The sequence below is a fragment of the Geodermatophilus sp. SYSU D01180 genome (assembly GCF_054050415.1).
The window spans coordinates 1-23,870 of record NZ_JBJGZH010000012.1 but is presented as its reverse complement, the minus strand read 5'-3'; the positions used below and the strand labels follow the sequence as shown (position 1 = coordinate 23,870).

27 protein-coding genes are annotated in these 23,870 nt (G+C 77.5%); 15 read left to right on the top strand and 12 right to left on the bottom strand.

The features are described 5' to 3' along the window. Window positions 1–47: 47 nt before the first annotated feature. Window positions 48–1,151 carry a glycosyltransferase family 9 protein gene (locus ACI8AA_RS12775; protein ID WP_457044784.1) on the top strand — a complete coding sequence of 368 codons (1,104 nt, stop codon included), beginning with the start codon at window positions 48–50 and terminating at the stop codon, window positions 1,149–1,151. After that, window positions 1,148–2,200, top strand: a complete 1,053-nt coding sequence (locus ACI8AA_RS12770; RefSeq protein ID WP_457044783.1) for a glycosyltransferase — start codon at window positions 1,148–1,150, stop codon at window positions 2,198–2,200. The genes ACI8AA_RS12775 and ACI8AA_RS12770 overlap by 4 nt, the downstream gene beginning before the upstream one ends. A gap of 69 nt (window positions 2,201–2,269) precedes the next feature. Here the strand turns inward: ACI8AA_RS12770 and ACI8AA_RS12765 are convergent, their stop codons facing one another. From ACI8AA_RS12765 to ACI8AA_RS12750, 4 genes are all read right to left on the bottom strand, one after another. Then, complete coding sequence (locus tag ACI8AA_RS12765; protein ID WP_457044782.1) at window positions 2,270–2,680, bottom strand: rhodanese-like domain-containing protein; 411 nt, start codon at window positions 2,678–2,680, stop codon at window positions 2,270–2,272. Then, window positions 2,677–3,225, bottom strand: a complete 549-nt coding sequence (locus tag ACI8AA_RS12760) for a cysteine dioxygenase (protein ID WP_457044781.1) — start codon at window positions 3,223–3,225, stop codon at window positions 2,677–2,679. Before ACI8AA_RS12760 ends, ACI8AA_RS12765 begins: the two co-directional genes overlap by 4 nt. A gap of 73 nt (window positions 3,226–3,298) precedes the next feature. After that, window positions 3,299–3,388 (bottom strand): putative leader peptide, encoded by a 90-nt coding sequence (locus ACI8AA_RS12755; protein ID WP_456927881.1) that lies wholly within the window; start codon window positions 3,386–3,388, stop codon window positions 3,299–3,301. A gap of 78 nt (window positions 3,389–3,466) precedes the next feature. Then, entirely contained in the window at window positions 3,467–4,378 is a 912-nt protein-coding gene (locus tag ACI8AA_RS12750) for a hypothetical protein (RefSeq protein WP_457044780.1), read from the bottom strand. Between the two features lie 77 nt (window positions 4,379–4,455). Here ACI8AA_RS12750 and ACI8AA_RS12745 point away from each other — a divergent pair, with 77 nt between their 5' ends. Further along, complete coding sequence (locus ACI8AA_RS12745) at window positions 4,456–5,424, top strand: sulfotransferase family protein (RefSeq protein WP_457044779.1); 969 nt, start codon at window positions 4,456–4,458, stop codon at window positions 5,422–5,424. Between the two features lie 2 nt (window positions 5,425–5,426). Here ACI8AA_RS12745 and ACI8AA_RS12740 read toward each other — a convergent pair whose 3' ends face one another. Next, window positions 5,427–5,996: a dihydrofolate reductase family protein gene (locus ACI8AA_RS12740; protein WP_457044778.1), complete on the bottom strand. Its 570-nt coding sequence runs from the start codon at window positions 5,994–5,996 to the stop codon at window positions 5,427–5,429. A gap of 53 nt (window positions 5,997–6,049) precedes the next feature. Between ACI8AA_RS12740 and ACI8AA_RS12735 the strand changes: the two genes are divergently transcribed. The 7 genes from ACI8AA_RS12735 to ACI8AA_RS12705 all read left to right on the top strand — a co-directional run bounded on the left by ACI8AA_RS12735 (window position 6,050) and on the right by ACI8AA_RS12705 (window position 11,863). After that, entirely contained in the window at window positions 6,050–6,859 is an 810-nt protein-coding gene (locus ACI8AA_RS12735; protein WP_457044777.1) for a DUF222 domain-containing protein, read from the top strand. 107 nt (window positions 6,860–6,966) lie between these two features. After that, entirely contained in the window at window positions 6,967–7,302 is a 336-nt protein-coding gene (locus tag ACI8AA_RS12730) for an HNH endonuclease signature motif containing protein (RefSeq protein ID WP_457044776.1), read from the top strand. 39 nt (window positions 7,303–7,341) lie between these two features. Then, window positions 7,342–7,839 (top strand): Chromate resistance protein ChrB, encoded by a 498-nt coding sequence (locus ACI8AA_RS12725; protein WP_457044775.1) that lies wholly within the window; start codon window positions 7,342–7,344, stop codon window positions 7,837–7,839. Further along, entirely contained in the window at window positions 7,836–8,267 is a 432-nt protein-coding gene (locus tag ACI8AA_RS12720) for a chromate resistance protein ChrB domain-containing protein (protein ID WP_457044774.1), read from the top strand. The genes ACI8AA_RS12725 and ACI8AA_RS12720 overlap by 4 nt, the downstream gene beginning before the upstream one ends. A gap of 16 nt (window positions 8,268–8,283) precedes the next feature. After that, window positions 8,284–9,678, top strand: coding sequence for a chromate efflux transporter (gene chrA / locus ACI8AA_RS12715; protein WP_457044773.1), 1,395 nt, complete (start codon window positions 8,284–8,286; stop codon window positions 9,676–9,678). A gap of 79 nt (window positions 9,679–9,757) precedes the next feature. Further along, window positions 9,758–11,179: an NADP-dependent succinic semialdehyde dehydrogenase gene (locus ACI8AA_RS12710; RefSeq protein WP_457044772.1), complete on the top strand. Its 1,422-nt coding sequence runs from the start codon at window positions 9,758–9,760 to the stop codon at window positions 11,177–11,179. Between the two features lie 102 nt (window positions 11,180–11,281). Continuing rightward, window positions 11,282–11,863, top strand: a complete 582-nt coding sequence (locus ACI8AA_RS12705; protein WP_457044771.1) for a hypothetical protein — start codon at window positions 11,282–11,284, stop codon at window positions 11,861–11,863. A 19-nt stretch (window positions 11,864–11,882) separates the two neighbouring features. Here ACI8AA_RS12705 and ACI8AA_RS12700 read toward each other — a convergent pair whose 3' ends face one another. From ACI8AA_RS12700 to ACI8AA_RS12685, 4 genes are all read right to left on the bottom strand, one after another. Continuing rightward, complete coding sequence (locus tag ACI8AA_RS12700) at window positions 11,883–12,233, bottom strand: hypothetical protein (RefSeq protein WP_457044770.1); 351 nt, start codon at window positions 12,231–12,233, stop codon at window positions 11,883–11,885. Between the two features lie 66 nt (window positions 12,234–12,299). Beyond that, window positions 12,300–13,229, bottom strand: a complete 930-nt coding sequence (locus ACI8AA_RS12695) for a hypothetical protein (protein ID WP_457044769.1) — start codon at window positions 13,227–13,229, stop codon at window positions 12,300–12,302. After that, entirely contained in the window at window positions 13,226–14,005 is a 780-nt protein-coding gene (locus ACI8AA_RS12690; protein WP_457044768.1) for an MEDS domain-containing protein, read from the bottom strand. The genes ACI8AA_RS12695 and ACI8AA_RS12690 overlap by 4 nt, the downstream gene beginning before the upstream one ends. Next, window positions 14,002–14,757 carry a GAF and ANTAR domain-containing protein gene (locus ACI8AA_RS12685; RefSeq protein WP_457044767.1) on the bottom strand — a complete coding sequence of 252 codons (756 nt, stop codon included), beginning with the start codon at window positions 14,755–14,757 and terminating at the stop codon, window positions 14,002–14,004. Before ACI8AA_RS12685 ends, ACI8AA_RS12690 begins: the two co-directional genes overlap by 4 nt. A gap of 185 nt (window positions 14,758–14,942) precedes the next feature. Between ACI8AA_RS12685 and ACI8AA_RS12680 the strand changes: the two genes are divergently transcribed. Next, window positions 14,943–16,586: a diguanylate cyclase domain-containing protein gene (locus ACI8AA_RS12680; RefSeq protein WP_457044766.1), complete on the top strand. Its 1,644-nt coding sequence runs from the start codon at window positions 14,943–14,945 to the stop codon at window positions 16,584–16,586. 159 nt (window positions 16,587–16,745) lie between these two features. On the opposite strand, the gene ACI8AA_RS12675 is transcribed toward ACI8AA_RS12680, so the two are convergent. Then, window positions 16,746–18,068, bottom strand: a complete 1,323-nt coding sequence (locus ACI8AA_RS12675; RefSeq protein WP_457044765.1) for a carboxylesterase family protein — start codon at window positions 18,066–18,068, stop codon at window positions 16,746–16,748. Further along, window positions 18,065–19,057 carry an alpha/beta hydrolase gene (locus ACI8AA_RS12670; RefSeq protein WP_457044764.1) on the bottom strand — a complete coding sequence of 331 codons (993 nt, stop codon included), beginning with the start codon at window positions 19,055–19,057 and terminating at the stop codon, window positions 18,065–18,067. The genes ACI8AA_RS12675 and ACI8AA_RS12670 overlap by 4 nt, the downstream gene beginning before the upstream one ends. A 91-nt stretch (window positions 19,058–19,148) precedes the next feature. On the opposite strand from ACI8AA_RS12670, the gene ACI8AA_RS12665 reads away from it, so the two are divergent. The 4 genes from ACI8AA_RS12665 to ACI8AA_RS12650 all read left to right on the top strand — a co-directional run bounded on the left by ACI8AA_RS12665 (window position 19,149) and on the right by ACI8AA_RS12650 (window position 22,066). Next, window positions 19,149–19,985 carry an alpha/beta hydrolase gene (locus ACI8AA_RS12665; RefSeq protein WP_457044763.1) on the top strand — a complete coding sequence of 279 codons (837 nt, stop codon included), beginning with the start codon at window positions 19,149–19,151 and terminating at the stop codon, window positions 19,983–19,985. A 73-nt stretch (window positions 19,986–20,058) separates the two neighbouring features. Continuing rightward, entirely contained in the window at window positions 20,059–20,631 is a 573-nt protein-coding gene (locus ACI8AA_RS12660) for a class I SAM-dependent methyltransferase (RefSeq protein ID WP_457044762.1), read from the top strand. A gap of 42 nt (window positions 20,632–20,673) precedes the next feature. Continuing rightward, the gene (locus ACI8AA_RS12655; RefSeq protein ID WP_457044761.1) at window positions 20,674–21,195 is read left to right on the top strand and encodes a pyridoxamine 5'-phosphate oxidase family protein; all 522 of its coding nucleotides are present in this window, start codon (window positions 20,674–20,676) and stop codon (window positions 21,193–21,195) included. Window positions 21,196–21,226: 31 nt separating this feature from the next. After that, the gene (locus ACI8AA_RS12650; protein WP_457044760.1) at window positions 21,227–22,066 is read left to right on the top strand and encodes an SMP-30/gluconolactonase/LRE family protein; all 840 of its coding nucleotides are present in this window, start codon (window positions 21,227–21,229) and stop codon (window positions 22,064–22,066) included. A gap of 3 nt (window positions 22,067–22,069) precedes the next feature. Here ACI8AA_RS12650 and ACI8AA_RS12645 read toward each other — a convergent pair whose 3' ends face one another. After that, entirely contained in the window at window positions 22,070–23,722 is a 1,653-nt protein-coding gene (locus ACI8AA_RS12645; protein WP_457044759.1) for a Na+/H+ antiporter, read from the bottom strand. Window positions 23,723–23,870: the final 148 nt, after the last annotated feature.

Here is a 23,870-nt window from a genome sequence, read left to right as displayed (position 1 = left end):
GAGCATGTAGTGCACCACGAAGCGGCGACACCCGTCGGTTGGGCGTCATGGAGTTGTGTTACGCGGCCGGTGCGGCGGGGCAGTGGGCGCTGGTGACCGCGCCCCTCGCCGACCCCGCCGTCCGACGCCTGGCCCTGGTCCGGCTGCGGGTGGGCCTGGGCGACCTGCTGTGCACCGTCCCCGCGCTGCGCCGGCTGCGTGCCGCCCGGCCCGATGTCGAGGTCACGCTGGTGACCTTCGGCCGCATGGCGCCGGTGGTCGAGCGCCTCGGCGTCCCCGTGGCGCTGCTGCCCTTCCCCGGCGCGGACGGCGTCCCCGACGGCCCGGTCGACCGCGCCGGGTGGGCCACGTTCACCGCCGCGGCGCGGGAGCGCCGGTTCGACCTCGCGCTGCAGGCCTACGGCGACCGGCCGGCCGCCAACCGGGTGACCGCCGCCCTGGGCGCCCGGCTCACCGGTGGCTTCGCGCCCACCGGCTGGGACCCGCCGCCGGGTACCGAGGCGCTGCACCTGCGCTACCCGCTGCACCTGCACGAGGCCGCGCGGCACGTCGCGCTGCTGGAGCACCTGAGCCTGCCGCCCGGCGGCGACGCCCGCATGGGCTTCCCGGTCACCGCCGACGACGAGGCCGAGCACGCCGCCACGCTCGCGGCCGCGGGGCTGGAGCCGGGCCGGTACGCCGTCCTGCACCCGGGGGCGTCGGCGCCCACCCGGCGCTGGCCGGTCGAGCGGTACGCCGCCGTCGGCGACGCGCTGGCCGCCGAGGGGCTCGACGTCGTCGTCACGGGGGTGGCCGGCGAGCGGGAGATCTCCGCCCGGGTGGTCGCGGCGATGCGCGCCCCCGCGGTCGACCTCACCGGCGCCACCAGCCTCGGCGGGCTGGCCGCGCTGCTGCGCGACAGCGCGGTGCTGGTCGGCAACGACACCGGCTCCGCGCACCTGGCCGCGGCGGTCGGCGCCCGCAGCGTCACGGTCTTCCTGCCCGGCGACCCGGTCCGGTGGGCGCACCCCGGCCCGCGGCACCGCGCGCTGACCCCGGCGGTGGCGTGCGCGCCGTGCCCGCACCTGGCCTGCCCGATCGAGTTCCGCTGCGCGGCCACCGTCTCGCCGTCCGCGGTGGCCGGTGCGGCGCTCGAGCTGGCCGCCTCGTGAGGGTCTCGTTCGTCGCGGACTCGAGTGGCTGGGGCGGGGCGGAGGTGTGGCTGACGCACCACCTGCGCCGCGCGGCGGACCACGGCTGGACCGCGTCGTTGGTGTGCGCCGAGCCGGTGGCGGACGGCTTCGCGCACCTCGACGTCGAGCGCACCGTCGTCCCGCTGACCCGGCACACCGCCGCGGCGCCGCGCACCCGGGCGGCGCTGGCCGCCCAGCGCCCCCACGTCGTGGTGGTCAACCTCGTCGACCCCGCGTCCAACCTCGCCGCGGTGGCCGCCGCGCAGCAGGTGGCGCCCACCGCCGGGGTGCTGCACCTGGTCGGCGACACCCGCGGCGGGGAGGAGCGGGCCGTGCTGTCCGCCCTCTACCGGCGGATGGGCGCGGTGATCAGCCCCTCGGAGGAGGGCCGCCTGCAGGTGGTGGCCGACCTCGGCGTCGACCCGGCGCGGGCGCACGTCGTGCCCAACGGCGTCGACGTGCCGCCCGACCCCGCCGGCCCGGCCGGCAACGCGGTGCCGCGGATCGGCGCGTTCGGCCGGCTGACCGCGCAGAAGGGCTTCGACGTCCTGCTCTCCGCGCTGCGCCGGCTCGACGTGCCGTTCGAGGCGGTGATCGGCGGCGCCGGCCGCGACGGCGAGGCCCTGCGCGCCGCGGCCGAGGGCCTGCCGGTCACCTTCCCGGGCTGGGTGGCCGACTCCCGCGCCTTCCTCGCCGGCCTGGACCTGTTCGTGGTGTCCTCGCGGGTGGAGGCGGGACCGCTGGTGCTGCTGGAGGCGATGGCCGAGGGGCTGCCGTGCGTGAGCACCGACGTCGGCCGGGTGCGGCGGGCGCTGCGGGAGGACGTCGTCGTCGTGCCGGTCGAGGACGCCGGCGCGCTGGCCGCGGCGCTGCGCGACCTGCTCACCGACCCCGCCCGGCGGGCCGACCTCGGCGCGCGGGCCCGGGCGCGGGCGGAGCGGGACCTCGGCGGCGACCTCATGGCGGAGCGGACCTTCCGCGTGCTCACCGGCGTGGCGGACGGGGACCCCGGCGTCGCGGTCCCGTGAGCGGGACCCGACCGCGGTGGTCCGGGGACGGCGGCGGCCTCCGTCGCGCGCCGCCGTCCCCGGACCGGTCTAGGAGGCGGTCCCGCCGGTGGTGGGCAGCCCGGCGGCCACCCACGCGCGGTGCCCGCCGATCACGTCGCTCGCCCGCGCCAGGCCGAGCGAGCGCAGCGCGTCGGCGGCCAGGCTGGAGGTGTAGCCCTCCTGGCACAGCACGACGACGTCGACGTCGTAGCCGGTTGCCTGCGGCACCCGCGCGTCGCTCTCCGGGTCGAACCGCCACTCCAGGTGGTTGCGCTCGACGACGAGCGCGCCGGGCACCTCGCCGTCGGCCTCGCGCTGCGACTGCGGGCGGATGTCGACGAGCACCGCGCCGTCGGCGACCCGGCGCGCGGCCTCCTCCGGCGTCACCCGCGTGATCCGCGAGCGCGCCTCCTCCAGCAGCTGGTCGACGCTCCTGGCGCCGGGGGGACGGCCGGTCACCAGTCGACGCCCGCCTTCTCGGTGCCGGTGCGCAGCAGGGTGCCGCCCTCGAGGCGGTAGCTGTTCATCAGGGACAGGCCGGGGGTGTACGCGTGCACGCTCACGGCGGGCACGGTCCCCCGGTTGGTCACCCGGTGCACGTGGTGGGGGCCGAACGGCCGCACCCGGCCGGCCCACAGCTCGGTGGCCGCCTCGCGCACGGCGCCGGGGCGCCCGCCGACGACGTCCTCGGTGAGCACCCCGCCGACGACGGCGAACGCGCCGGCCGAGCCCCCGTGGTCGTGCAGCGGGGTGCTCTGGCCGGGCAGCCAGGTCAGCAGCCACACCTGGGCGTCGGCGAGGTCGGCGTGCAGGGAGGGGTCGACCAGGCCGGCGGCGTCGTCGGCCGGCAGCAGGCCGGTCCAGCGGCTGCCCTCGCGATGCTCGACGCGGGGCAGCCACTCGTCGGCGACGGCGAGCAGCGCGGCGGCCAGGGCGGCGGCGGAGGTGGTGCGGGCGGTGGAGGTGCGCGCGGGGAGGTCGGCAGGGGACAGCAGGGGGGTCACGGGGCTCTCCTGAGCAGGGCGCGCCGGGGCCCGGTGCGGGCGGCGCGGAGGGTGGCGAGGGGCGGTCGGGCGCTCAGGCGGCCGGACACAGCGCGCTGGCCACCCGCAGCAGGTCCACGGCGGACCGGCGGGTGAGCGTCAGGGCGGGTGCCACGCCGACCATCCGACCCTGCCCGCCAAATCCTGTCAAGTCCATCGGTCTGGTAGGGATTGCGGCGTGTCGAGGACGCGGCCGGACCGGTCAGGCGGGCAGGACGACGGTGCGCAGCTCGTGGGCGCCGTCGGCGCGGGTGGCCTCGTAGAACCACCGCGCCCCGCCGCCGGGCAGCGCGACGACGTCGGCGTAGCGCAGCCCGTGCGGCGCGTGCGGGCTCTGCAGGTACGGCCCGCCCGCGGCGGCGCGGAAGCCGAGCTCGCCGTCGTGCTCGGCGAGGCCGGTCCGCTCCTCCCAGTTCTCCGCCGCGGTGGCCCGGCCGTCGTAGAGCGCCCAGCTGCGCGAGCCGTCGAGCACCACCGCGGTGAACCGCACGCCGCGGGCGTCCCAGCTGCCCTCGGTGCCGGCCAGCGCGGTGCCGCGCCAGGTCCACGCGACGCCGTCGGGGCTGGTGGCGTGCTCGGTGGTCATGCGGTCGGTGGCGTCGGCGTCGTCGAGCGGGTGCACCGAGGCCCACAGGTGCCACCGGTCGCCGTCCCAGCGGACCACCGGGTCCTTGGGCGCCGTGGCGGCGTCGCCGGGCAGCACCGTGCGCGGCTGCGCGGTGGCCAGACCCTCGACGGTGTCCGCCTCCAGCAGGTCCACCCGCCAGTGCTTCGTGCCCGGCGTCGCGCAGCTGACGTAGAGCCGCCAGCTGCCGTCGGGGGTGTGCACCAGTGCCGGGCGCTCCAGCGACTCGGCGCCGAAGCGCTCCTTGCCGATCGCGACCACCGGCTCGAAGCGCACGCCGTCGTCGGAGCGGGCCACCACGTTGCCGAAGCCGCGGCCCTCGCCGACCGGGCGGCGCAGCCGGTAGGCCAGCCACCACGTGCCGTCGACGAGCTGCGCCGACGGGCCGCCGGCCCACGAGCCCGGGCGCGGGTCCTCGGGCTCGACGACGACCTCGGCGTCGGACCAGAAGCGGTCGGGCGCCGGCGGGCGGGGCGCGGACGCGGTCACGCGGCGGCTCCGTTCGGGGGAGGGGACAGGCCTCCCCGTGTGTACACCGCCGGCCGCCGCGGGCAGGGAGGGGACCGATGAGCACCGACGCCGACCGGCTGCCGCAGTTCGTGCTGGCCGGGGCGCCGAAGGCCGGGACGACGGCGCTGCACGCCGCGCTGGCCACCCACCCGGGGCTGTACCTGTCCCCGGTCAAGGAGCCGAAGTACTACCTGACCGACGGCGGCCCGCCCGCGCGCAGCGGCCAGCGCGGACCGGGCGACGCGCACAGCGCCCGCGAGTGGGTCTGGCGCCGCGCCGACTACCTGCGACTGTTCGACGGCGCCCCGCCCGGCACGGTCCGCGGCGAGAGCACGCCGTTCTACCTGTACGACCGCGCCGCGCACCGCCGGCTGGTCGCCGACGTCCCGGGGGTCCGCGTCATCGCGATCGTGCGGGACCCGGTGGACCGCGCCTGGTCGAACTGGGTGCACCTGCGCGCCGACGGGCTGGAGCCCGAGGCCGACTTCGCCACCGCCGTCGAGCGCGAGGAGTCCCGGGTCGCCGCCGGCTGGGCGCCGTTCTGGCACTACCGCGGGCTCGGCCGCTACGGCGAGCAGTTGCGCGACCTGTACTCCGTCCTGCCCCGCGAGCAGGTGCTCCTGCTGCGCTACCGGCAGCTGGTCGACTCCCCGCGCGAGACGCTGGACCGGGTCAGCGCCTTCCTCGGCGTCGAGCAGGGGGTCGCGCACACGGTGGCGCCGGAGAACGTGAAGCCGTTCGTCGCCGACTCCGCCCGCTACCGGGCGCTGGCGCGGGTCGCCCGCGCAGGGGCGGCGCTCGGCGCGTACGCCCCGCCGCAGGTGTGGCGCCAGGTGTCACGGCCGCTGCTCGCCGCGCTGCACGCGGAGCGGGCGCCGCGACCGCCGATGCCGGTGGAGGTGCGGCGCGAGGTCCTGGCGCCGCTGCTGCCCGACGTCGCGCTGCTCGAGGAGCTCACCGGCGAGTCCTTCGACGACTGGCGCAGCGACACCGGCCGCGGGGACTTCCGCTCCCGCCGCCCCTGAGGTCAGCGGCGCACGCGGTAGGTCAGGTGCGTGCACACCGGCGACACCTCGACGGCGACCTGCTCCAGCCGGTGCGGGCCAGCACCGGTGAACAGCGGGGTGCCGGCGCCGAGCACCTCGGGAGCCAGGTGCAGGCGCAGCTCGTCCAGCAGCCCGTCGCGCAGGCAGGAGCCGACCAGCGCGCCGCCGCCCATGACGAAGACGTCGCGGTCGCCGGCGGCTCGCTTCGCCTGCTCCACCGCGGCTGCCGGGCCGTCGGTCACGAAGGTGAAGTCGTGGGTCGCCGCGAGCCGGTGCTGCTCCGGCGGGTTGCTGGTGACGACGAAGAACGGCGGCCGGGCGTCGACGGCGGCGCCGTAGCCCATCCCGTCGGTCCACCCCTGGTCGACGTCGTCGAAGGTGCGCCGGCCCATGACGACGGCGCCGCTCGCGGCCGCGTGCCGCTCCAGGACGTCGCGGTCGACGGGGGAGTCGCTCTGCAGTGCCCAGGCGTGGAGGGCCTCGACGCCGTCGCCGGAGCCGCTGACGAAGCCGTCGAGGGAGACGGTGATGTCGCCGATGACGAGGGTCATGCAGGGGGGACCCCGGAGGGGGTGCGGACTCATCGGCACAGTGTCGTCAAGGGATGCCCCAGGTCCGTGGACAGGCGTCTGACCTGGAGATCCGTGCTACGCGAGGTCGCCGGGACCGCTCGACTTCGATCATGTGTTCGGGTGAGCTGGGCAGTGAGGACCTCCTCGACGACGTCGCCGCGCTGGTCGCCGAGCGCAACCGGATCGACGCCCTACTGGCCCGCCTCGTCCGGGCTGCCGAGCTCGAGCAGGCGCCCGAGCGGGACGGGCAGAAGTCGATGGCCTCCTGGCTGCGCGGGCACTGCCGGCTGTCGACCACCGAGGCGTCGCGACTGGTACGCAACGGCCGCGCGCTGGAGCACCTGCCGGCGCTGGCCGAGGCGCACGCCGCCGGTCTGGTGTCGGCCGAGCAGGTCGCGGTCCCCGCCCGCGCCGTGACCCCCGAGCGGCTGGCCTCGGCGCTCGAGCAGGGCGTGGCCCTGGCGCTGATCGATGCGGTGTTCACCCAGGTCGCCGTCGAGCAGGAACACCGGGACCTGGTCCAGGTGGTGCACCACCACCTGGAGTGCCTGGACCCCGACGGGCGTGAACCCGACCCCACCGAGCGCCGCGCTGACGGTGGTCCGGCACGCCGACGGGTCCCGCACCTTCTCCGGCGCGCTGGGTGCCGTCGGCGGGGAGGAGCTCGAGACCGCGCTGGAGGCGTTCGCGCAGGCCGACCGGCCCGCCGCGGACGCGCGCACCCGCGCCCAGCGGCTCGGCGACGCCCTGGTGCAGTTGTGCGACAACGTCCTCGCCGCCGGGACCCTGCCGACGCTGCGCGGGCACAAGCCGCACGTGGTGGCGCGGATCGACCTCGCTGACCTGGCCGATCCGGACACCGGCCGCGACACCGCCACGCTGGGCTCGGGGGTGACCATCTCCGCCGCCCGGGCCCCGCTGGCTGGCCTGCGACGGCACGATCTCCCGGGTGGTGTTCGGCCCCGACGGGACACCGCTGGGCCTGGGCCGGGAGCGGCGGCTGGCCGACCGCCACCTGCGCCGCGCCGTCGAACTCCGCGACGCTGGGTGCGTGTTCGCCGGCTGCGGCGCCCCGACCTGGTGGGCCGACGTGCACCACCTCGTGCACTGGATCGACGGCGGCGACGCCAGCCTCGAGAACTCGGCGCTGCTGTGCGAGCGGCACCGCACCAACCTCCACCACGGCTTCCGCGTCGAGCGACGACCCGACGGCCGATGGCGCACCTACCGGCCCGAAGGCACCGAGATCACCACCCCGGCGCCGCTGCGCGCCCCCGCCGCCTGACGCTGGACGTGGGAGTGCAACCGTGGTTGCATCGGTCCCGTGACGGGGGCCGGCGAGTGGGTGCTGCTGTCCTACCGCCTGCCGCGGGAGCCCTCGGGCCCGCGGACGACGCTGTGGCGGCGGCTGCGCCGGCTCGGCGTCGCCCAGCTGGCCGACGGCGTGGTGGCGCTGCCGGCCGACGCCCGCACGCGGGAGGCGCTCGAGTGGCTCGCCGACGACGTCCTGGCCGCCGGTGGCAGCGCCGGCATCTGGACCGCGCACCCGGCGACCGCTGCTCAGGAGCGCGAGCTGGCGGCCGGCATGGCCGCCGCCCGGGCGGAGGAGTACCGCGAGCTGGCCGCCCAGTGCACCGCGGCGATCGGGGAACCGCCGGTCGAGCGCACCCGCGCGCTGCGGCGGCTGCGGGGGGAGTGGCGGGCCGTCGGGAGGCGGGACTTCTTCCCCCCGCCCGAACGGGACGCGGCCGGCGCGGCGCTGCGCGCCCTGGCGGCCGCGGCCGGCGAGCCGGTCGCGGCCGGGCGGGGGGTTCGCTCGTGAGGTGGGCGACCCGTGCCGGGATCCACGTCGACCGGGCCGCCTGCGCCTGGCTGATCCGCCGGTTCGTCGACCCGGGCGCCGAGTTCGTCTTCGTCGCCGACCCCGCCGACGTCCCGCCCGACGCCACCCCGTTCGACATGCGCGGCGTCGCGCTGGGCCACGTCGGCGGCGACTGCTCCTTCGAGACGATCCTGCGCGTCCACGGGCTCGACGACCCCGTGCTCGAGCGGATCGGCGAGATCGTGCACGAGGCTGACCTGGACGACGGCCGCTTCGACGCCCCCGAGGCGCCCGGCCTCGACGTCCTGCTGCGCGGGCTGTCGATGACCGGCGACGACGAGCGCACCCTCGCCGTCTCCGGCCCGCTCTTCGACGGCCTCTACGAGTACACCCGCCGCCGCCTGCTGCTCGGCCGTGAACCGGCCTGACCCGACGGAGCCCGCGATGACCGAGCCGACCCCCGCCGGGCCGACGGTGGCCCCCGCTGCGCGCTACCCGTCCTTCCGCGAGGCGGTGCGTGCCTGGTTCCTGGTCTCGCTGCAGACCTTCGGCGGCCCCGCCGGCCAGATCGCGGTCATGCAGCGCGAGCTGGTCGACGAGCGCCGGTGGATCGGCCAGCGCCGGTTCCTGCACGCCCTCAACTACTGCACCCTGCTGCCCGGGCCCGAGGCCCAGCAGCTGGCCACCTACGTCGGGTGGCTGCTGCACGGCACCCGCGGCGGCCTGGTCGCCGGTGGCCTGTTCGTGCTGCCCGGCGTGCTCGCGCTGGTGGCGCTCTCGGCGGTCTACGTCGCCTTCGGGGACACCACGGCGATCACCGCCGTCTTCACCGGGCTGGCCGCCGCGGTTCTGGCGATCGTCGTCCAGGCGGTGATCCGCGTCGGGAAGAAGGCGCTCGACAGCCGCGCCCTCGTCGTCCTGGCGGTCGTGGCGTTCCTCGCGCTCGCGCTGTTCGGCGTGCCGTTCCCGGTCGTCGTCGCCCTCGCGGGCGTCGCCGGCTGGGCCCTCGGCCGCTGGCGGCCGTCGGCGCTGCCGCGGAAGCAGGCGGCCGAGGGACCCGACGCCGGCCCCCCGCCGGTCGTCTCCGACGACGTCCTGCACCACGAGGCGCCCAGCGCGCGGCGCACCGTGCGGGTGCTGCTGGCCGGGCTGCTCGTCTGGGGGCTGCCGGTCGCGGCGGTCGCCGTCCTGACCGGCGGGGGCAGCGTCCTCACCCAGCAGGGCCTGTTCTTCTCCGGCGCCGCGGTGGTGACCTTCGGCGGCGCCTACGCGGTCCTGGCCTACGTCGCCCAGCAGGCGGTCGAGGTCTACGGCTGGCTGACCCCGCGCGAGATGGTGCGCGGGCTGGCGCTGGCCGAGACCACCCCCGGGCCGCTGATCATGGTGGTCCAGTTCGTCGCGTTCCTCGGCGCGTACCGGGCGTCCGGCGACCTGGACCCGTGGGTGGCCGCCGTCGTCGCCTCGCTGCTGGTCACCTGGGTGACCTTCGTGCCGAGCTTCCTGTTCGTGCTGCTCGGCGCCCCCTACATGGAGCGGCTGCGCGGCAACCGGTCGCTGTCCGCGGCGCTCACCGGCATCACCGCCGCCGTCGTGGGGGTCATCGCGAACCTGGGCGTCTACTTCGCCGTCCACACGCTGTTCTCCGGCACGCACGAGGTCGACGCCGGGCCGCTGGCGCTCGAGCTGCCCGACCTCACGACGCTGCGGTGGGTGCCGCTGGCGATCGCCGTCGTGGCGGCGGTGCTGCTGTTCCGCGTCCGGTGGTCGGTGCTGCGCACGCTCGGCGTGTGCGCGGTGCTCGGCCTGGTCGCCGGGCTGGCCGGGCTCCCGGTCGGGTGAGCGTGAGCGGGCCGGGGACGGGTAGGGGCTCTCCCCGGGACGGCGTGCAGCCCCGCGCGCCGACGAGGGAGGGACCGACATGGCCATCGCCACCATCAACCCGGCCACCGGCGAGACGCTCAAGACCTACGAGCCGCTGTCGGACGAGGCCCTCGACGAGAAGATCGGCCGCGCCGCGGCCGCCTTCCGCAGCTACCGGCTGACCCGCCCCGAGGAGCGGGCGGGCTGGCTGCGCGCGGCCGCCGACGTCCTCGACGGCGACGCCGACCAGGTCGCCGAGCTCATGGTCACCGAGATGGGCAAGACGCTGGCCGCGGCCAGGGCCGAGGCGGCCAAGTGCGCCAAGGCGCTGCGGTACTACGCCGAGCACGGCCCGGCGATGCTCGAGCCGAAGCCCGCCGACGCCGGCGCCGTCGGGGCCGAGCAGGCCTACCTGGTGCACCAGCCGATCGGCGTCGTGCTGGCGATCATGCCGTGGAACTTCCCGCTCTGGCAGGCGATGCGCTTCGCCGCCCCGGCGCTCATGGCCGGCAACGTCGGGCTGCTCAAGCACGCCAGCAACGTGCCGCAGACCGCGCTGTACATGGAGGAGCTGTTCCGCAAGGCCGGCTTCCCCGCCGACGTCTTCCAGACCCTGCTCATCGGCTCCTCGACCATCGAGCGGGTGCTGCGCGACGACCGGGTCGCCGCCGCCACCCTCACCGGCAGTGCCCCCGCCGGGCAGTCGGTGGCCTCGATCGCCGGGGACGCCCTCAAGAAGACCGTGCTCGAGCTCGGCGGCAGCGACCCGTTCATCGTCATGCCCTCGGCCGACCTCGACCGCGCCGCCGAGGTGGCGGTCACCGCGCGCTGCCAGAACAACGGGCAGAGCTGCATCGCGGCCAAGCGGTTCTTCGTGCACGCCGACGTCGCCGAGGAGTTCACGAAGCTGTTCGGCGAGAAGATGGCCGCCCTCGTCGTCGGCGACCCGATGGAGGACGGCACCCAGGTCGGCCCGCTGGCCACCGAGTCCGGCCGCGAGGACGTCGAGCGGTACGTGCAGGACGCGGTCGACAAGGGCGCGACCGTCGTCGTCGGCGGGAACCGCCCCGACCGCCCCGGCTGGTTCTACGAGCCGACGCTGCTCACCGGCATCACGCCGGAGATGGACCTCTACGCCGAGGAGGTCTTCGGCCCGGTGGCCGCGCTGTGGACCGTCGACGGCCTCGAGGAGGCCATCGAGATCGCCAACAGCCACCCCTACGGCCTCGGCGCCAACCTGTGGAGCGAGGACGAGCAGGAGCGGGCCACCTTCATCCGCGACGTCGAGAGCGGCATGGCGTTCGTCAACGGGATGGTCACCAGCTACCCCGAGCTGCCCTTCGGCGGGGTCAAGCAGAGCGGCTACGGCCGCGAGCTCACCGAGCTCGGCATGTACGAGTTCACGAACGCCAAGACGGTGTGGATCGGCCCGTCCAGCAGCGAGCAGGCGCAGGGGGACACGGCCAGCGCGTCGGAGTGACCCCGGCGTGGCGCGGGTAGCCGCCCCGGACGTGCGCCCCCTCAGCAGCGGGGACCCGGGCGGACGGTCCAGCGGGTGCGCGGCACCCGGACGGGAGCACCCGTGACGACGACGGACGACCGGTTCCTCACCCAGGCGGTGCACGACCTCGGCACCGCGCTGTGGTTCGGCGGCTCGGTGATGGGCATCGCCGGCGTGAACAAGAGCGGCAGCGACCTGACCGCGGGCCTCGACAAGGTCCGGGTGGCGAGCTCCGCCTGGGGCCGGTTCGCGCCGGCGCAGTGGGGCGGCATCGCGGCCACCCTCGTGACCGGGCTGCAGCTGACCCGGTCGAACACCCAGCGGCTGGCGCTGCAGCAGGGGTACGGGACGGTGGGTGCGCTCAAGGCCGCGCTCACCGTCGCCGGGGCGGGCGCCACCGCCTACGCCGCCTACACCGGCCGGAAGATCGGGCAGCTCGCCGAGCAGGCCGCCGCCGGCGGCGGCCTGGAGGTGAAGGACGCCACGCTGCCCTCGGAGGGCACCCCACCGGAGATCCGGAAGTGGCAGGCCCGGCAGCGGTTCACGCAGGCCGCCGTCCCGGCCCTGGCCGGCGCGGTGATCACCTGCAACGCCTGGCTGGTGCAGGCCTACCGGGTCGGCCCCACGGTCCGGGGGGTCCTCGGGCGGCTGCTCCCGACCTGACGCCGCGCCCGGTCCCGGCTCAGGCCGGGGCCGGGCCGCCCGGTCCCGCCGTCAGGCGCACCCAGCCGCCGTCGCCGGCCTCGACCCGCACCGCGGTGACCGCGGACGCGGCGAGGGCGAGCCGGCCGGCGCCCCCGGGCAGCCGGCCGGCCACGCGCACCTCCAGGCCCGGTCCGCCCTCGAGCAGGCGCAGCGGCCGCGGGCCGGGGGCCGCCGCGTCGGCGACCAGCACCTCCGACAGGAGCAGCAGCACCTCATCGACGACGTCCGGCGGCCAGCCGCGCGCCGCGGCCGCCGCGCGCACCCAGGCCCGCGCGTGCTCCGGCCGGCGCGGGTCCACCACGCACGCGTCCACCCCGCCGTCGGTCATCGGTCCACCACCCCCGGTGACCAACGACGACGGCCGCGGCGGGGTGCGCGACACGCCGCGGCGGGATCAGGCGGTGTCGGGGTCCAGCGCGCGGACCACGATGCGGCCGCCGGTCCCGTCCGGCCGCACCCCCAGCGAGACCGCGGGGGAGACCTTCCCGGCCAGCCACAGCAGGAGCAGCCGGCGGTCCGCGGGCACCGCGTGCGCCTCCAGCGGCGGGCAGCCGGAGCGCACGGTCACCTCGGCGGTCAGCGTGCCGCCGTGCCGGACCACCCGGACCCGGATGCCGGAGGAGCGCCCGCCCGGGTCGCCGTCGAGGACGGCCGCGGCGCCGACCGCCTCGTGCAGCACGAGCACCAGCTCCCCCCGCCGCGTGCGCGCCAGCCCGGCCGCGGCCAGGCAGGCGTCCCACCAGCGGCGGTTGTCCGTGCCCGCGGACGGGTCGACCAGGCGGTCGGCGACGAGGACGCCGTCGTCCGGGAGCGGGCCGGCCGGCGGCCGCGCGTCGGGGTTGGCGACGTCGGCGCCGTCCCACCACAGCACCGGGTGCGTGGCGCGCGCGACGGCGAGCCGCTCGGGCGGGCGGTCCCCGGCGGTGTCGACCAGGCAGGTGACCGCGAGCCCGCGGCCGGCGACCGCCGCGGTGGTCGCGTGCTCGGCCCGGTGCCACAGCCCGGCGTCGGGGACGAGCGGGAACGCCTGCTGGCACAGCACGGTGACCGGGCCGTCCCCGCCGGGCGGACGCCGCCCGGTCCACTCGTCGAGCAGGGACCGCAGCGACCGCTCGGCGAGGCCGCGGTGCGGCGCGAACGCGACCCCGGCGGCGGCGGGCAGCCGCGCCACCACCTCCCGCCTGAGGTCGTCGTCGACGTGGGCGACCACGGGCCGCCCGGCCGCCAGCGCGCGCCGGCACAGGTCCGCGGCGATCGCGCCGGCCTCCGCCGGTCCCGCGTGGAACGCGCACCGGTGCACCGGTGCGGCGTCCGGCTCCGTCACCGGCCGGCGCCCTCGGAGGCTGCGTCCACCAGCTCCACCGCGCGGTCGGGGTAGCGGTCGGCCAGCAGGCGGACCAGCCGGGCGGTCAGCCGCGAGGCGCCGACGACGGTCAGCCCGGGCGGCCCGGCGGCCGCCGCGACGAGGGAGTCGGCCGCGCCGACGTCGATGAAGCGCAGGTCGCTGAGGTCCCAGGCGCCGCCCCCGGCCAGCGTCGCCTGCAGCACCGCACGCAGCGCGTCGGCGTTGCCCGAGTCCAGCTCGCCCGCCAGGTGCAGCCGGTCGCCGCGACGGGTCAGCCGGAAGACGCCGTCGTCGTACTCCGCGGCCGCGTCCACCTCCGTCCGGTGCAGCGCCGTGAGGTCCGCGTGCTGGCCGTGCTCGAGCAGGTCGCGGAAGTAGGGGCACAGCACGGTGAGCGGGTGCCGCGCGGTCAGCTCGCCGACGACGGCCTCGAACGCGTTGACGCCGGGGGTGGTGATCGCGCCGGTGAACCGGACGGCGGGCCACCCCTCGGACAGCGCCCCGGTGACCGCCGCGGGCAGCTCGGCCGGGTCCGGCGGCACGAGCCGGACCGCCGTCGTGGCGGCCGGCTCCCAGGTCTCGCCGACGACGCCGGCGCGGCGCAGCCGGGCCCACAGCCGTTCCTCGCGGTCGCCGAGGGCGGTGACCAGCACGCACTCCCCGCGGCGCACCCCGTCCACGACGAAGTCGCCGACGACCTGCGCGTGCGCCTCCTCGCTGTCGAGGACGACGAAGTCGTGCGCGCCGCGGGTCACCGCGGGCCGTCCGCGGGGGTGGCGGCCGGGGCCTCTCCGGTCTCGGTGACCAGCAGGGCGACGTCGCGCACCTTGCGTCCGGTGTCCTGCGAGGCGCGGACGAGGATGCCGAAGGCGGCGTCGGGGGTGATCCGGTAGCGCTCCATAAGCACGCCCTTGGCCTGGCCGATGACGTCCCGGCTGTCCAGCGCGACGGTCAGGTGCGCGGTGCGCCGCACGGTGTGCAGCGCCAGGGCGGCGTGCCCGGCCACCGGGGCGAGCATCGCGCGGTCGGGCCCCGGCCCGGTGCCGGCCACGTACACCGAGAGCGCCCCGACGACCTCGCCGCCGGTGTCCAGCGGCAGGCAGGTGGCCCGCCGCACGCCCGCGACGGCGGCCCGGTCGGCGAGCGCGGGCCAGCGCAGGTCCCGGCCGAGGTCGGCGCTGCCCGACGGCGCTCCGGTGAGCGCGTCGCACAGCGGGCCCTCGCACAGGCGGAGCTGGGCGGCGTCGAGCCCGGCGGCGGGGCCGGCGCTGCCGACCGGGGCCACGGGGGAGCGCCCGGGCCCGAGCAGGGTGACCGCGACGCTGCACCGCTCGGGGAGGACGGCGGCCAGGTCCTCGGCGACGGCACGCGCCGCCGGGCCGGCGTCCTCGCGGGCGTGCCAGCCGCGGACGGCGTCGAGCAGCCACCCCGCGAGGTCGAGGCGGGGGTGCAGGGGAGTCGTCGTCGGAGTCCTCGTCGTGGTCGTGGGGCTGGCCGCAGACTGCACCGCGACACCTCCAGCCGGGCGTGCCCGGAGTCGGCGTGCACCACCGGCCGGTGTCTCGATCGGCGGTCCCCGTTCGTGACCATGCTGCCACCCGGTCGGGCGACACGCCGAGGACCGACCCCGGAGGGTGAGCCGCGCCACACCAGCCGCTCAAGGACCGGCCGGGGCGCGCCGATGACCAGGACGTGACCACCACCCCGAGGACACCGGCCGAGCGCGCGGACGTCCTGTCCTCGCTGCTGCGGCTGCCCGACGCCGTGCTGGCGGCGATCGCCTCCGACGGCGTGCTCGTCCCGATGCCGGTCTCGCTCGGCGTCCCGCCGGAGCGGGTGATGACCCCGCCGGCCGACCGCGCCACGTTCCTCGACGCCATCCTCCCCACCGACGCGATGCTCGTCGTCACCGCCTTCGAGCGGGCCCGCGCCACCGGCGTCGGCCTGGCCACCGTCCACGGCCGGCGCGAGCCGGCGGTGCCGCTGTCGCTCACCTTCGTCGACCTCCGCGAGCAGCACGGCGTCCTGCTCGGCGCCCTCGACGTGCTCGACGCGACCGCCGGCGACCGCGGGCCCGCGCCGCTGTCGGGGCTGGAGGTGTCGCGGCGGCCGCGCACGGCGACGGTCCGCAAGACGTCGCTGGCGGTGATCACCGAGATCGACGAGCGCACCACCCGGATGCTCGGCTGGACGCCGGCGCAGATGGTCGGCCAGCGCTCCTCGGAGTTCGTCCACCCGGACGACCAGGAGCGGGCGATCGCCAACTGGCTGGAGCTGCTGTCCCGCCAGGAGGCCCAGCGGGTGCGGCTGCGGCACCGGCGCGCCGACGGCACGTGGGCCTGGCTGGAGCTGGAGAACCAGTACGTCGCGGCCGGCGACCCCGCCGACGCCGTCGTCGTGACGCAGATGAGCGACGTCTCCGACGAGATGGCCGCCCACGAGGCCCTGCAGCAGCAGGAGCGCCTGCTGCGCCGGCTGACCGAGGCGCTGCCGCAGGGCATCGCGCAGCTGACCCCCGACCGCGAGGTCGTGCACACCAACTCCCGCCTGCCGGTGCTGCTCGGCGTCCCGGCGGTGACCGGCTGGGACGACGTCGCGGCGCGGGCGGACGAGGCCGGCCGGGCGGCGCTGGAGACGGCGCTCGCGCGGGTCCTCGGCGACGGCGTGGACGCCGCGGTGGAGGTCGGCATCCGCACCCCGGCCGGCGAGGCCCGGGTGTGCGCGGTGAGCCTGGTCGCGCTCAGCGACCGCGAGGGCGCACCCGGCGCGCTGGTCTGCGTCTCCGACGTCACCGACAGCGCCCGCATGCGCGAGGAGCTCACCGCCAAGGCGACCTTCGACGCCCTGACCGGCTGCCACAACCGCGCCTCCACCATCGCCGTCCTGGAGGCCGCGCTGGCCGGGCCGGACGCGGGGGCGACGGCGGTGGTCTTCGTCGACCTCGACGACTTCAAGCCGGTCAACGACACCCTGGGCCACGACGCCGGCGACGAGCTGCTGGTGACCACGGCCGCGCGGCTGGCCGGCGTGCTGCGCCGCGACGACATCGTCGGGCGGATCGGCGGGGACGAGTTCCTCGTCGTCAGCCGCAGGGTCGACGCCCCGGCGGCGGCCGCCGCGCTCGGCGCCCGCATCCAGGCGGCGCTGGCGGTGCCGGCCGAGATCACCGCGGGCACCGTGCCGCTGCGGGCCAGCCTCGGCGTGGCCTGCGGGGAGCCCGGGCTCGACGCCGCGGCGCTGACCAAGCGCGCCGACCAGGCGATGTACCTGTCCAAGCAGGACCGCCGCGGCGAGCCGGTGCTGTGGCGGGAGGAACCGGTCCTCACCCCGGCCTGAGGGCCGGCAGCCGGCGCGTCACGGGCGTGACCTCGTCCGCGACGCCGGCCCGGCCGGCGACGCACCGGCTGGGAGGACGGCGCCCGGCACGACGTCGCCCGGCTGCAGCGCGACCTCGCCCCGGGCCGTCCGGCAGCCCCGCGAAGCCGCGCTGAGGGCTCAGCCGCGGTCCACGGACAGGAACGGCGGGACGTCGGCGGGCACCTCGCCGGTGCGGGCGAAGTGCGCCCACACCCGGCGGACCTCCCGGCCGGCCGCGACGACGTCGTCCCACGGGAGGCCGGCCAGCAGCGGCGAGGCCTCCCACGTGTGCCGGTGCGGGAACAGCAGCGGCAGGTCGATCGCGTGCGCCCCGGTGAGCGCGCCGGTGCCGTACGAGAGCGTGTAGTGCACCGCCCGCCCGCCGGCCGCGCGGTGCCGGCGGGCGGCCCGGGCGGCGTCGCGGGCGTAGATGCGGCGGGTGAGCACCCGCACGACCGCCTCCACCAGCGGCCGGCCGACCACGGGCACGCGGGCCAGCCGCGCGGCCGGCGGCAGCAGCGCGGCGAACAGCGCCACCTCGCGGCTGTTGGTGCCGACCAGCAGGTCGACCTCCGGCGCCGCCTCCGCCCACGCGTCCTCGACCGCCTCCTCGGCCGGCAGCGGCGGGAGGCCGTACTGGGTGCCGAACGGCATCGCGGCGACCAGCCCGTACCGCCGGGCGCGCGCCGCCACCCGCGCCTGCGCGTCGACGACCTCCGCGACCGGCCCGGCGGCGTCCAGCGACCGGGCCTCGGCGGCCATCGCGGCGCTCATCCGCGCCCGCCCGCGGGACAGCCCCAGCGGGGCGCTGGACACGACCGCGCGGCGAAACAGGCCGCGGGCGCCGTCGGCCGCCATCAGGTGGGCGATCGCGTCGCCCCCGGCGGACTCGCCGAACAGCGTGACGGCGTCCGGGTCGCCGCCGAAGGCCGCGGCGTTCGCCCGCACCCAGCGCAGCGCCGCGACGAGGTCGAGCAGGCCGAGGTTGGCCGGCCGGCCGTCCCCGTCGCCGAGGAAGCCGAGCAGCCCGAGCCGGTAGGTGACGCTGACGACGACCACCCGCTGCTCGCGCACGAGCGTGGCCGGGTCGTAGGCGGGGGCGTCGCCGGCGCCGCTGACGTAGGAGCCGCCGTGCACCCACACCATCACCGGCAGGGCGTCGCCGGGGGAGGCGTCCTCCGGCACGGTCACCGACAGCCGCAGGCAGTCCTCGTCGGCGACGAGCCCGCCCATGGGGTCGGTCACCATGAGCTCGAGCTCCGGCGCCGGCGGCTGCGGGCACGCCGGCGACCACGACGTCGCGTCGACGACGCGGGCCGCCGGCGGCTCGGGCACCGGCGGGCGGAACCGCTCGGCGCGGGCGTACCGGATGCCCGTGGCCCGCACGACGCCGTCGGACCGCCGGGCGCTGAACGTCCCCGCGGGCGCCGCGAAGCGCGGTGCCGTGTCCTGCTGCGTCACGCGGCGCCGACCGCGGCGCCGAGGGCGTCGAACGCGGCCTGCTGGAAGGCGCGCATGGGCGCGACCGTCGTCTGCAGCTCCACCTCGGCCGCGTGGTACATCCCCGGCTCGACGTGCAACCGCACCGGCACGCCGGCCGCCTCCAGGCGCCGGGCGTAGGCGACGTCCTCGTCGTGGAACAGGTCCAGGTCGCCGACGCCGATCCACGCCGGCGGCAGGCCGGCGAGGTCGAGGCGGCGGGCCGGCGCGGCGTACGGGCGGGGCTCGTCGGCGCGCGGCTCGTGGCCGAGGTGGGCGGTCCAGGCCCAGCGGTTGGACCGCGGCGTCCACACCAGCCTCCCGCGGCCGGCGGTGCTCCGGCGCAGCACGGTGCGGTCGTCGAGCATCGGGTAGACCAGCAGCTGGAAGGCGACCGGCACGCCCTCGTCGTGCGCCCGCTGCGCCAGCGCCGCGGCCAGCCCGCCGCCCGCGCTGGCCCCGCCGACGGCGACGCGCGCCGGGTCCACGCCGAGCTCCCCGGCGCGCCGGTGCAGCTCGCACAGCGCGGCCAGCAGGTCGTCGAGCGCCGCGGGGAACGGGTGCTCGGGCGCCAGCCGGTAGCGGGCGCTGACCACGACGACGCCGAGGTCGCGGGCCATCCGGCTGCACAGGTCGTGGTCGCTCTCCGGGTGCCCGATGACCGTGCCGCCGCCGTGCACCCACAGCAGCGCGCCGCCGCTGCGCTCCGCCGGCTCGTACACGAACACGTCCCGCCCGCCGGGGACGTCGCGGCGCGTCACGGTCACCCCGGCCACCGGCTCGGTGACCCGCGACCCGAACAACCGGCGGCCGATCCGCAGCTCGGCCCGCGAGCCGATCGACAGCGGCAGCCACAGTTCCGGACGACGCAGCCCGGGCGGCACGGCCGCGACCGTCCGGGCGCGGCGGGCGAGGGCGACGGCGAGGCCGAGCGCGGCGAGGCGCGGGAGGCGGCGGGGGCGGGCGGTCACCGGGCGGACGCTAGCGGTCGGCGCCCGCGCCGCCGCGGGGGCTACGGTGCGCGACGGTGCCGGGACGGACCCCGACGGACCTGGAGGACACGTGACGACAGCGGTGCGGCACGGGCAGGGCACGCTGCCCTCGGGGCAGTTCTGGCAGGGCTGGAGCGTCCCCGACCCGGCCGGCGTCGTCGTGTTCGTGCACGGCGTGCACGAGCACGGCGGCCGGTACGCGCACGTGGCCGAGCGGCTCGGCCACGGCGGCTACGCCTCCTACGCGCCCGACCACCCCGGCCACGGCCGGTCGCCCGGCCGGCGGGGCGACATCGGGAGCATGGCGGGCACCGTCGAGGGTGTGGCGCAGACCGTCCGCGCCGCCGCCGACCGGCACCCCGGCGTCCCGGTGTTCGTCTACGGCCACAGCCTCGGCGGCCTCATCACGCTGCAGTACCTGACCGGCGAGCCGGACGCGCGCATCGTCGGCGCGGTCGTCTCGGCGCCCGCGCTCGACACCAGCGCCGCCACCCCGGTGCAGCGGGCGGTGGCGCCGCTGCTGGCCCGGCTGGCGCCCGGCCTCGGGGTGCTCACCCTCGACGTCGAGGCGGTCAGCCGCGACCCCGAGGTGGTGGCCGCCTACCGGTCCGACCCGCTCAACCACAACGGCAGGATGGTCGCCCGCACCGGCGCCGCGCTCGTGCAGACCGCCGCCGCGATGCCCGGCCGGCTGCGCGGGCTGCGCCTGCCGCTGCTGGTCGTCCACGGCACCGCCGACCGGCTGGTGGCTCCGGCGGCCAGCGAGGTGGTCCGCGAGCACGCGGGCTCGCCCGACCTCACCCACCGCGTCTACGACGGGCTGTTCCACGAGCCGCACAACGAGCCGGAGAAGGAGCAGGTCCTCGACGACGTCGTCGCCTGGCTCGACGCCCACCGGGCCGGCTGAGCGCTCGTCCGGCGCCGCGATCCGTGACAGGGTCCGGTCAGCCGCGCCGCCCGGGGCGGCGGAGGGGGGACCCGTGCCGCAGACCCTCGGCGACGGCGTGCGGCTGCTGCGCGCCTTCGTCACCAACCCGCGTCAGGTGGGGGCGGTGCTCCCGACGTCCCGGACGGCGGTCCGCGCCATGCTCGACCTCGCCGACGTCCCGGCCGCCCGCCTGGTCGTCGAGCTCGGGGCCGGCACCGGGGTGGCCACCCGGGAGATCCTCGCCCGGCTCGGCGCGGACGCCCGGCTGGTCGCGCTGGAGATCGACCCGCAGCTGGCCCGCCGGCTCGCCGAGCGCCTCGACGACCCCCGGCTGCAGGTCGTGTGCGGCTCCGCGGAGGACCTCGACGGCCTCCTCGACGGGGAGCGCGCCGACGTCGTCGTCTCGATGCTGCCGTTCACCTCGCTCGAGGCGGGCCTGCGCCGCCGGCTGCTCGACCAGCTGCCCCGGGCGCTGCGCCCGGGCGGCACCGCGGTCGTCATCCAGTACTCGCCGCTGGTGCTCGGCGAGCTGCGCCGCCGGTTCGCCGACGTCCGGACGCGGGTGACGCCGTGGAACGTGCCGCCCGCGTTCCTCTTCGCCTGCACCGGGGCCGGCGGGGGCTGACCGGCGGCGATGAGCCGCCGGCCCCGCGGCGGTCCCACAGGCATGACCACCGGACAGATCGACCCCCGCTACGGCGACGCCACGGCGACCGCGCCGCCCTGGGCCGACGTCGAGCGGCTGCTCACCGACGCCCAGCTCTACTGGATCACCACCGTCCGCGCGGACGGCCGGCCGCACGCCGTCCCGCTCGTCGGCGTGTGGCACGACGGCGCGTTCGCCTTCTGCACCGGCGCCGACGAGCAGAAGGCGCGCAACCTCGACGGCAACCCGCACGTGGCCGTGACCACGGGCAGCACCGGCGCGCAGGGCTGGGACAGCGGGCGCGACGTCGTCGTCGAGGGCGTCGCGGTGCGGGTCACCGACCCCGGGGAGCTGCAGGTGCTGGCCGACGCCTGGTACGCCAAGTACGGCGAGGACTGGCACTTCGCGGTGCGCGGGGACGAGTTCGTCGAGCTGAGCTCCTCCGGCGGGGTCACCGAGGGCGGCGCGCGGGTCTACCGGGTCCCGCCGGACAAGGTGCTGCTGTTCGGCGGGCCGCACGGCCAGACCCGGTACCGCCCCTGAGCCGGGGCGCCGCACTCCTACGCTGCCCGCCGTGGACGCGACGACGACGCTGGCCCGTGACCTCGGCTTCCCCGAGGGCCCGCGCTGGCACGACGACCGGCTGTGGTTCTCCGACTTCCACGACCGGCGGGTGCGCACGCTCACCCCGGACGGCGTCCTGACGACGGTCCTCGACCTGGACGACGCGCCGTCCGGGCTGGGCTGGACGCCGGAGGGGACGCTGCTCGTCGTCGCGATGACCCGGCGGGCGCTGCTGGAGGTCGCCGGCGGGCGGCCGGTCGTGCGCGCCGACCTCACCGGCCTGACCCGCTCCCGCGCCAACGACCTGGTCGTCGACGCGGCCGGCCGGGCCTACGTCAGCAGCTTCGGGTTCGACCTGGTCGGGGGCGCGCCGGTGGAGCCGACCGGGCTGGTGCGGGTGGACCCCGACGGCACCGCGTCCGTGGTCGCGGACGACCTGCGCTTCCCCAACGGCATGGCGCTCACCGGCGACGGCCGGACGCTGGTGGTCGCCGAGACCTACGGCGCCCGGCTCACCGCCTTCGACGTCGCCGAGGACGGCTCGCTGTCCGGCCGCCGGGTGTTCGCGGAGACGCCCGGCCTGGCGCCCGACGGCATCTGCCTCGACGTCGAGGGGCACGTCTGGTTCGCCACCGCCCGCACCGCCGAGGTGCTGCGCGTGCGCGAGGGCGGCGAGGTGACCGGCCGGGTGCCCGTCGGGTCGGGCTCGCTGTCCTACGCCTGCACGCTCGGCGGGGACGACGGGCGGACGCTGTTCGTCTGCACCGCGCCCACCTGGGCCGAGGGCGGCCCGCGCGCCGGCCGGGTCGAGGTCGCCCGGGTCGACGTCCCCCGCGCCGGCCGGCCCTGACGCTCAGGCGGGGCGGGACGGGAGCAGGTGCTCCTGGTGGTCCAGCTCCCGCTCCAGCGTGCGCAGCCCCTCGTCGGGCAGCCGGCCGAGGTCCCGCCAGCGCAGCAGCTCCTCGCGCTCGGCGTCGATGACCGCCCGGCGCACGCGCAGCGCCGCCTCGTACTCCGGCGACATCGGCACCTCGCCCTCGGCGTCCACGAGGACCTCCAGCCGCCGCTCGTAGCGGGTCCGCCGGGTGCGCAGCGCGGCGCGGATCGACTCGATCGCGGCGTCGTCGACGTGGTCGTGCCGCTCGGCCTGCAGCTCGTCGAGCCGGGCGAGCCCCGCGTCGACCGCGGCGACGCGCGCCTGGTTGCGCAGCCGGGCGGCGTCGGCGGCGTCGGCCCGCAGGCGCAGCCGGCGCACCAGCGGCGCGAAGGTCGCGCCCTGCCCGACGAGGGTGACCAGCACGGCGAGGAAGGCGCAGAACAGCAGCAGGTCGCGGTCGGGGAACGGGTCGCCGGCGTCGGTGGTCAGCGGGATGGTGAAGACGGCGGCCAGGCTGATGACGCCGCGGGTGCCGGCCCAGCTCAGCACGGCGATCTCCCGGCCGGACAGCTGCCGCGGCGGGGTGGACGGGTCGTCGTCCTCGTCGGCGGCGGGAGCGTCGCTGAGCCGCATGTGCAGCGCCTGCGGCGCGTGCTCGGTGAGCCACAGCCACAGCGGCCGGACCAGCAGCACCGCGCCCACGGTGATCAGCGAGGCGACGACGACGGTCGAGGGCGCGTACTGGTTCAGGCCGCGGATGACGGCGGGCAGCTGCTGGCCGATGAGCAGGAAGACGGCGCCCTCGAGCAGGAAGTCCACCAGCTTCCACACCGCGTCGGTCTGCAGCCGGGTGGCGCCCGACTGCCAGTACGGCGCGTTGTGCGCGATGACCAGCCCGGCGACGACGACGGCCAGCACGCCGGACACGTGCACCGACTCGGCCAGCAGGTAGGCGACGAACGGCGTCGCCAGCGAGACCGCGTTGGACGACAGCGGGTCGCGGCGCAGCCGGCGCAGCGGCCGGACGCCGTAGGCGACGACCAGCCCGGCGGCGACGCCCCCGGCGGCGGAGAGCGCGAACTGGCCCAGCGCCGACCAGGTGGAGAAGCCGTCGCCGACCGCGGCCGCGATGGCGACGCTGAGCAGGGTCAGCGCGGTCGCGTCGTTGAGCAGCCCCTCGCCCTGGATGAGCGTGACCAGCCGGGGCGGCAGCCCGACCCGGCGGCCGACGGCGAGCGCGGCCACCGGGTCCGGCGGGGCGACGGCGGCGCCCAGGGCGATGCCCGCGGCGAGCGTCGCCCCGGGGACCCACAGCGCGAACCCGGCGCCGATGACCAGCGCGGTGACCAGCACCAGCAGCACCGACAGGCCGACGACGGTCCGCATGTTGGCGCGGATCGCGATCAGCGAGGAGTCCAGCGCGGCGCTGTAGAGCAGCGGCGGCAGCAGGACGGTGAGGACGATCTCGGGGTCGAGCGTGAGGTTCGGGCCGGGCAGCAGGGCGTACACCAGCCCGGTCACGGTGAGCAGCGCGGCCGCCGGGATGCCGGTGCGCCCGGCGAGCCAGCGGGCCGCCACGATCACCGCGACCGCGGCCAGGACGAGCAGGAGGACGGTCTCGGCGTGCACCGAGTCATCCTCGCCGAGCGCCGTCCCCGGCTCACCTCGGCAGCCCGGCGCCCGGGGGGGGGGGGGGGGGGGGGGGGGGGGGGGGGGGGGGGGGGGGGGGGGGGGGGGGGGGGGGGGGGGGGGGGGGGGGGGGGGGGGGGGGGGGGGG

What these genes read in the sequence shown, in the direction of transcription:
- ACI8AA_RS12775 (WP_457044784.1), top strand. Translation starts at nt 48, where the DNA reads ATGGAGTTGTGTTACGCGGCCGGTGCGGCGGGGCAGTGGGCGCTGGTG.
- ACI8AA_RS12755 (WP_456927881.1), bottom strand. Translation starts at nt 3,388, where the DNA reads ATGGTCGGCGTGGCACCCGCCCTGACGCTCACCCGCCGGTCCGCCGTG.
- ACI8AA_RS12745 (WP_457044779.1), top strand. Translation starts at nt 4,456, where the DNA reads ATGAGCACCGACGCCGACCGGCTGCCGCAGTTCGTGCTGGCCGGGGCG.
- ACI8AA_RS12740 (WP_457044778.1), bottom strand. Translation starts at nt 5,996, where the DNA reads ATGACCCTCGTCATCGGCGACATCACCGTCTCCCTCGACGGCTTCGTC.
- ACI8AA_RS12735 (WP_457044777.1), top strand. Translation starts at nt 6,050, where the DNA reads ATGCCCCAGGTCCGTGGACAGGCGTCTGACCTGGAGATCCGTGCTACG.
- chrA (WP_457044773.1), top strand. Translation starts at nt 8,284, where the DNA reads ATGACCGAGCCGACCCCCGCCGGGCCGACGGTGGCCCCCGCTGCGCGC.
- ACI8AA_RS12710 (WP_457044772.1), top strand. Translation starts at nt 9,758, where the DNA reads ATGGCCATCGCCACCATCAACCCGGCCACCGGCGAGACGCTCAAGACC.
- ACI8AA_RS12700 (WP_457044770.1), bottom strand. Translation starts at nt 12,233, where the DNA reads ATGACCGACGGCGGGGTGGACGCGTGCGTGGTGGACCCGCGCCGGCCG.
- ACI8AA_RS12655 (WP_457044761.1), top strand. Translation starts at nt 20,674, where the DNA reads ATGACCACCGGACAGATCGACCCCCGCTACGGCGACGCCACGGCGACC.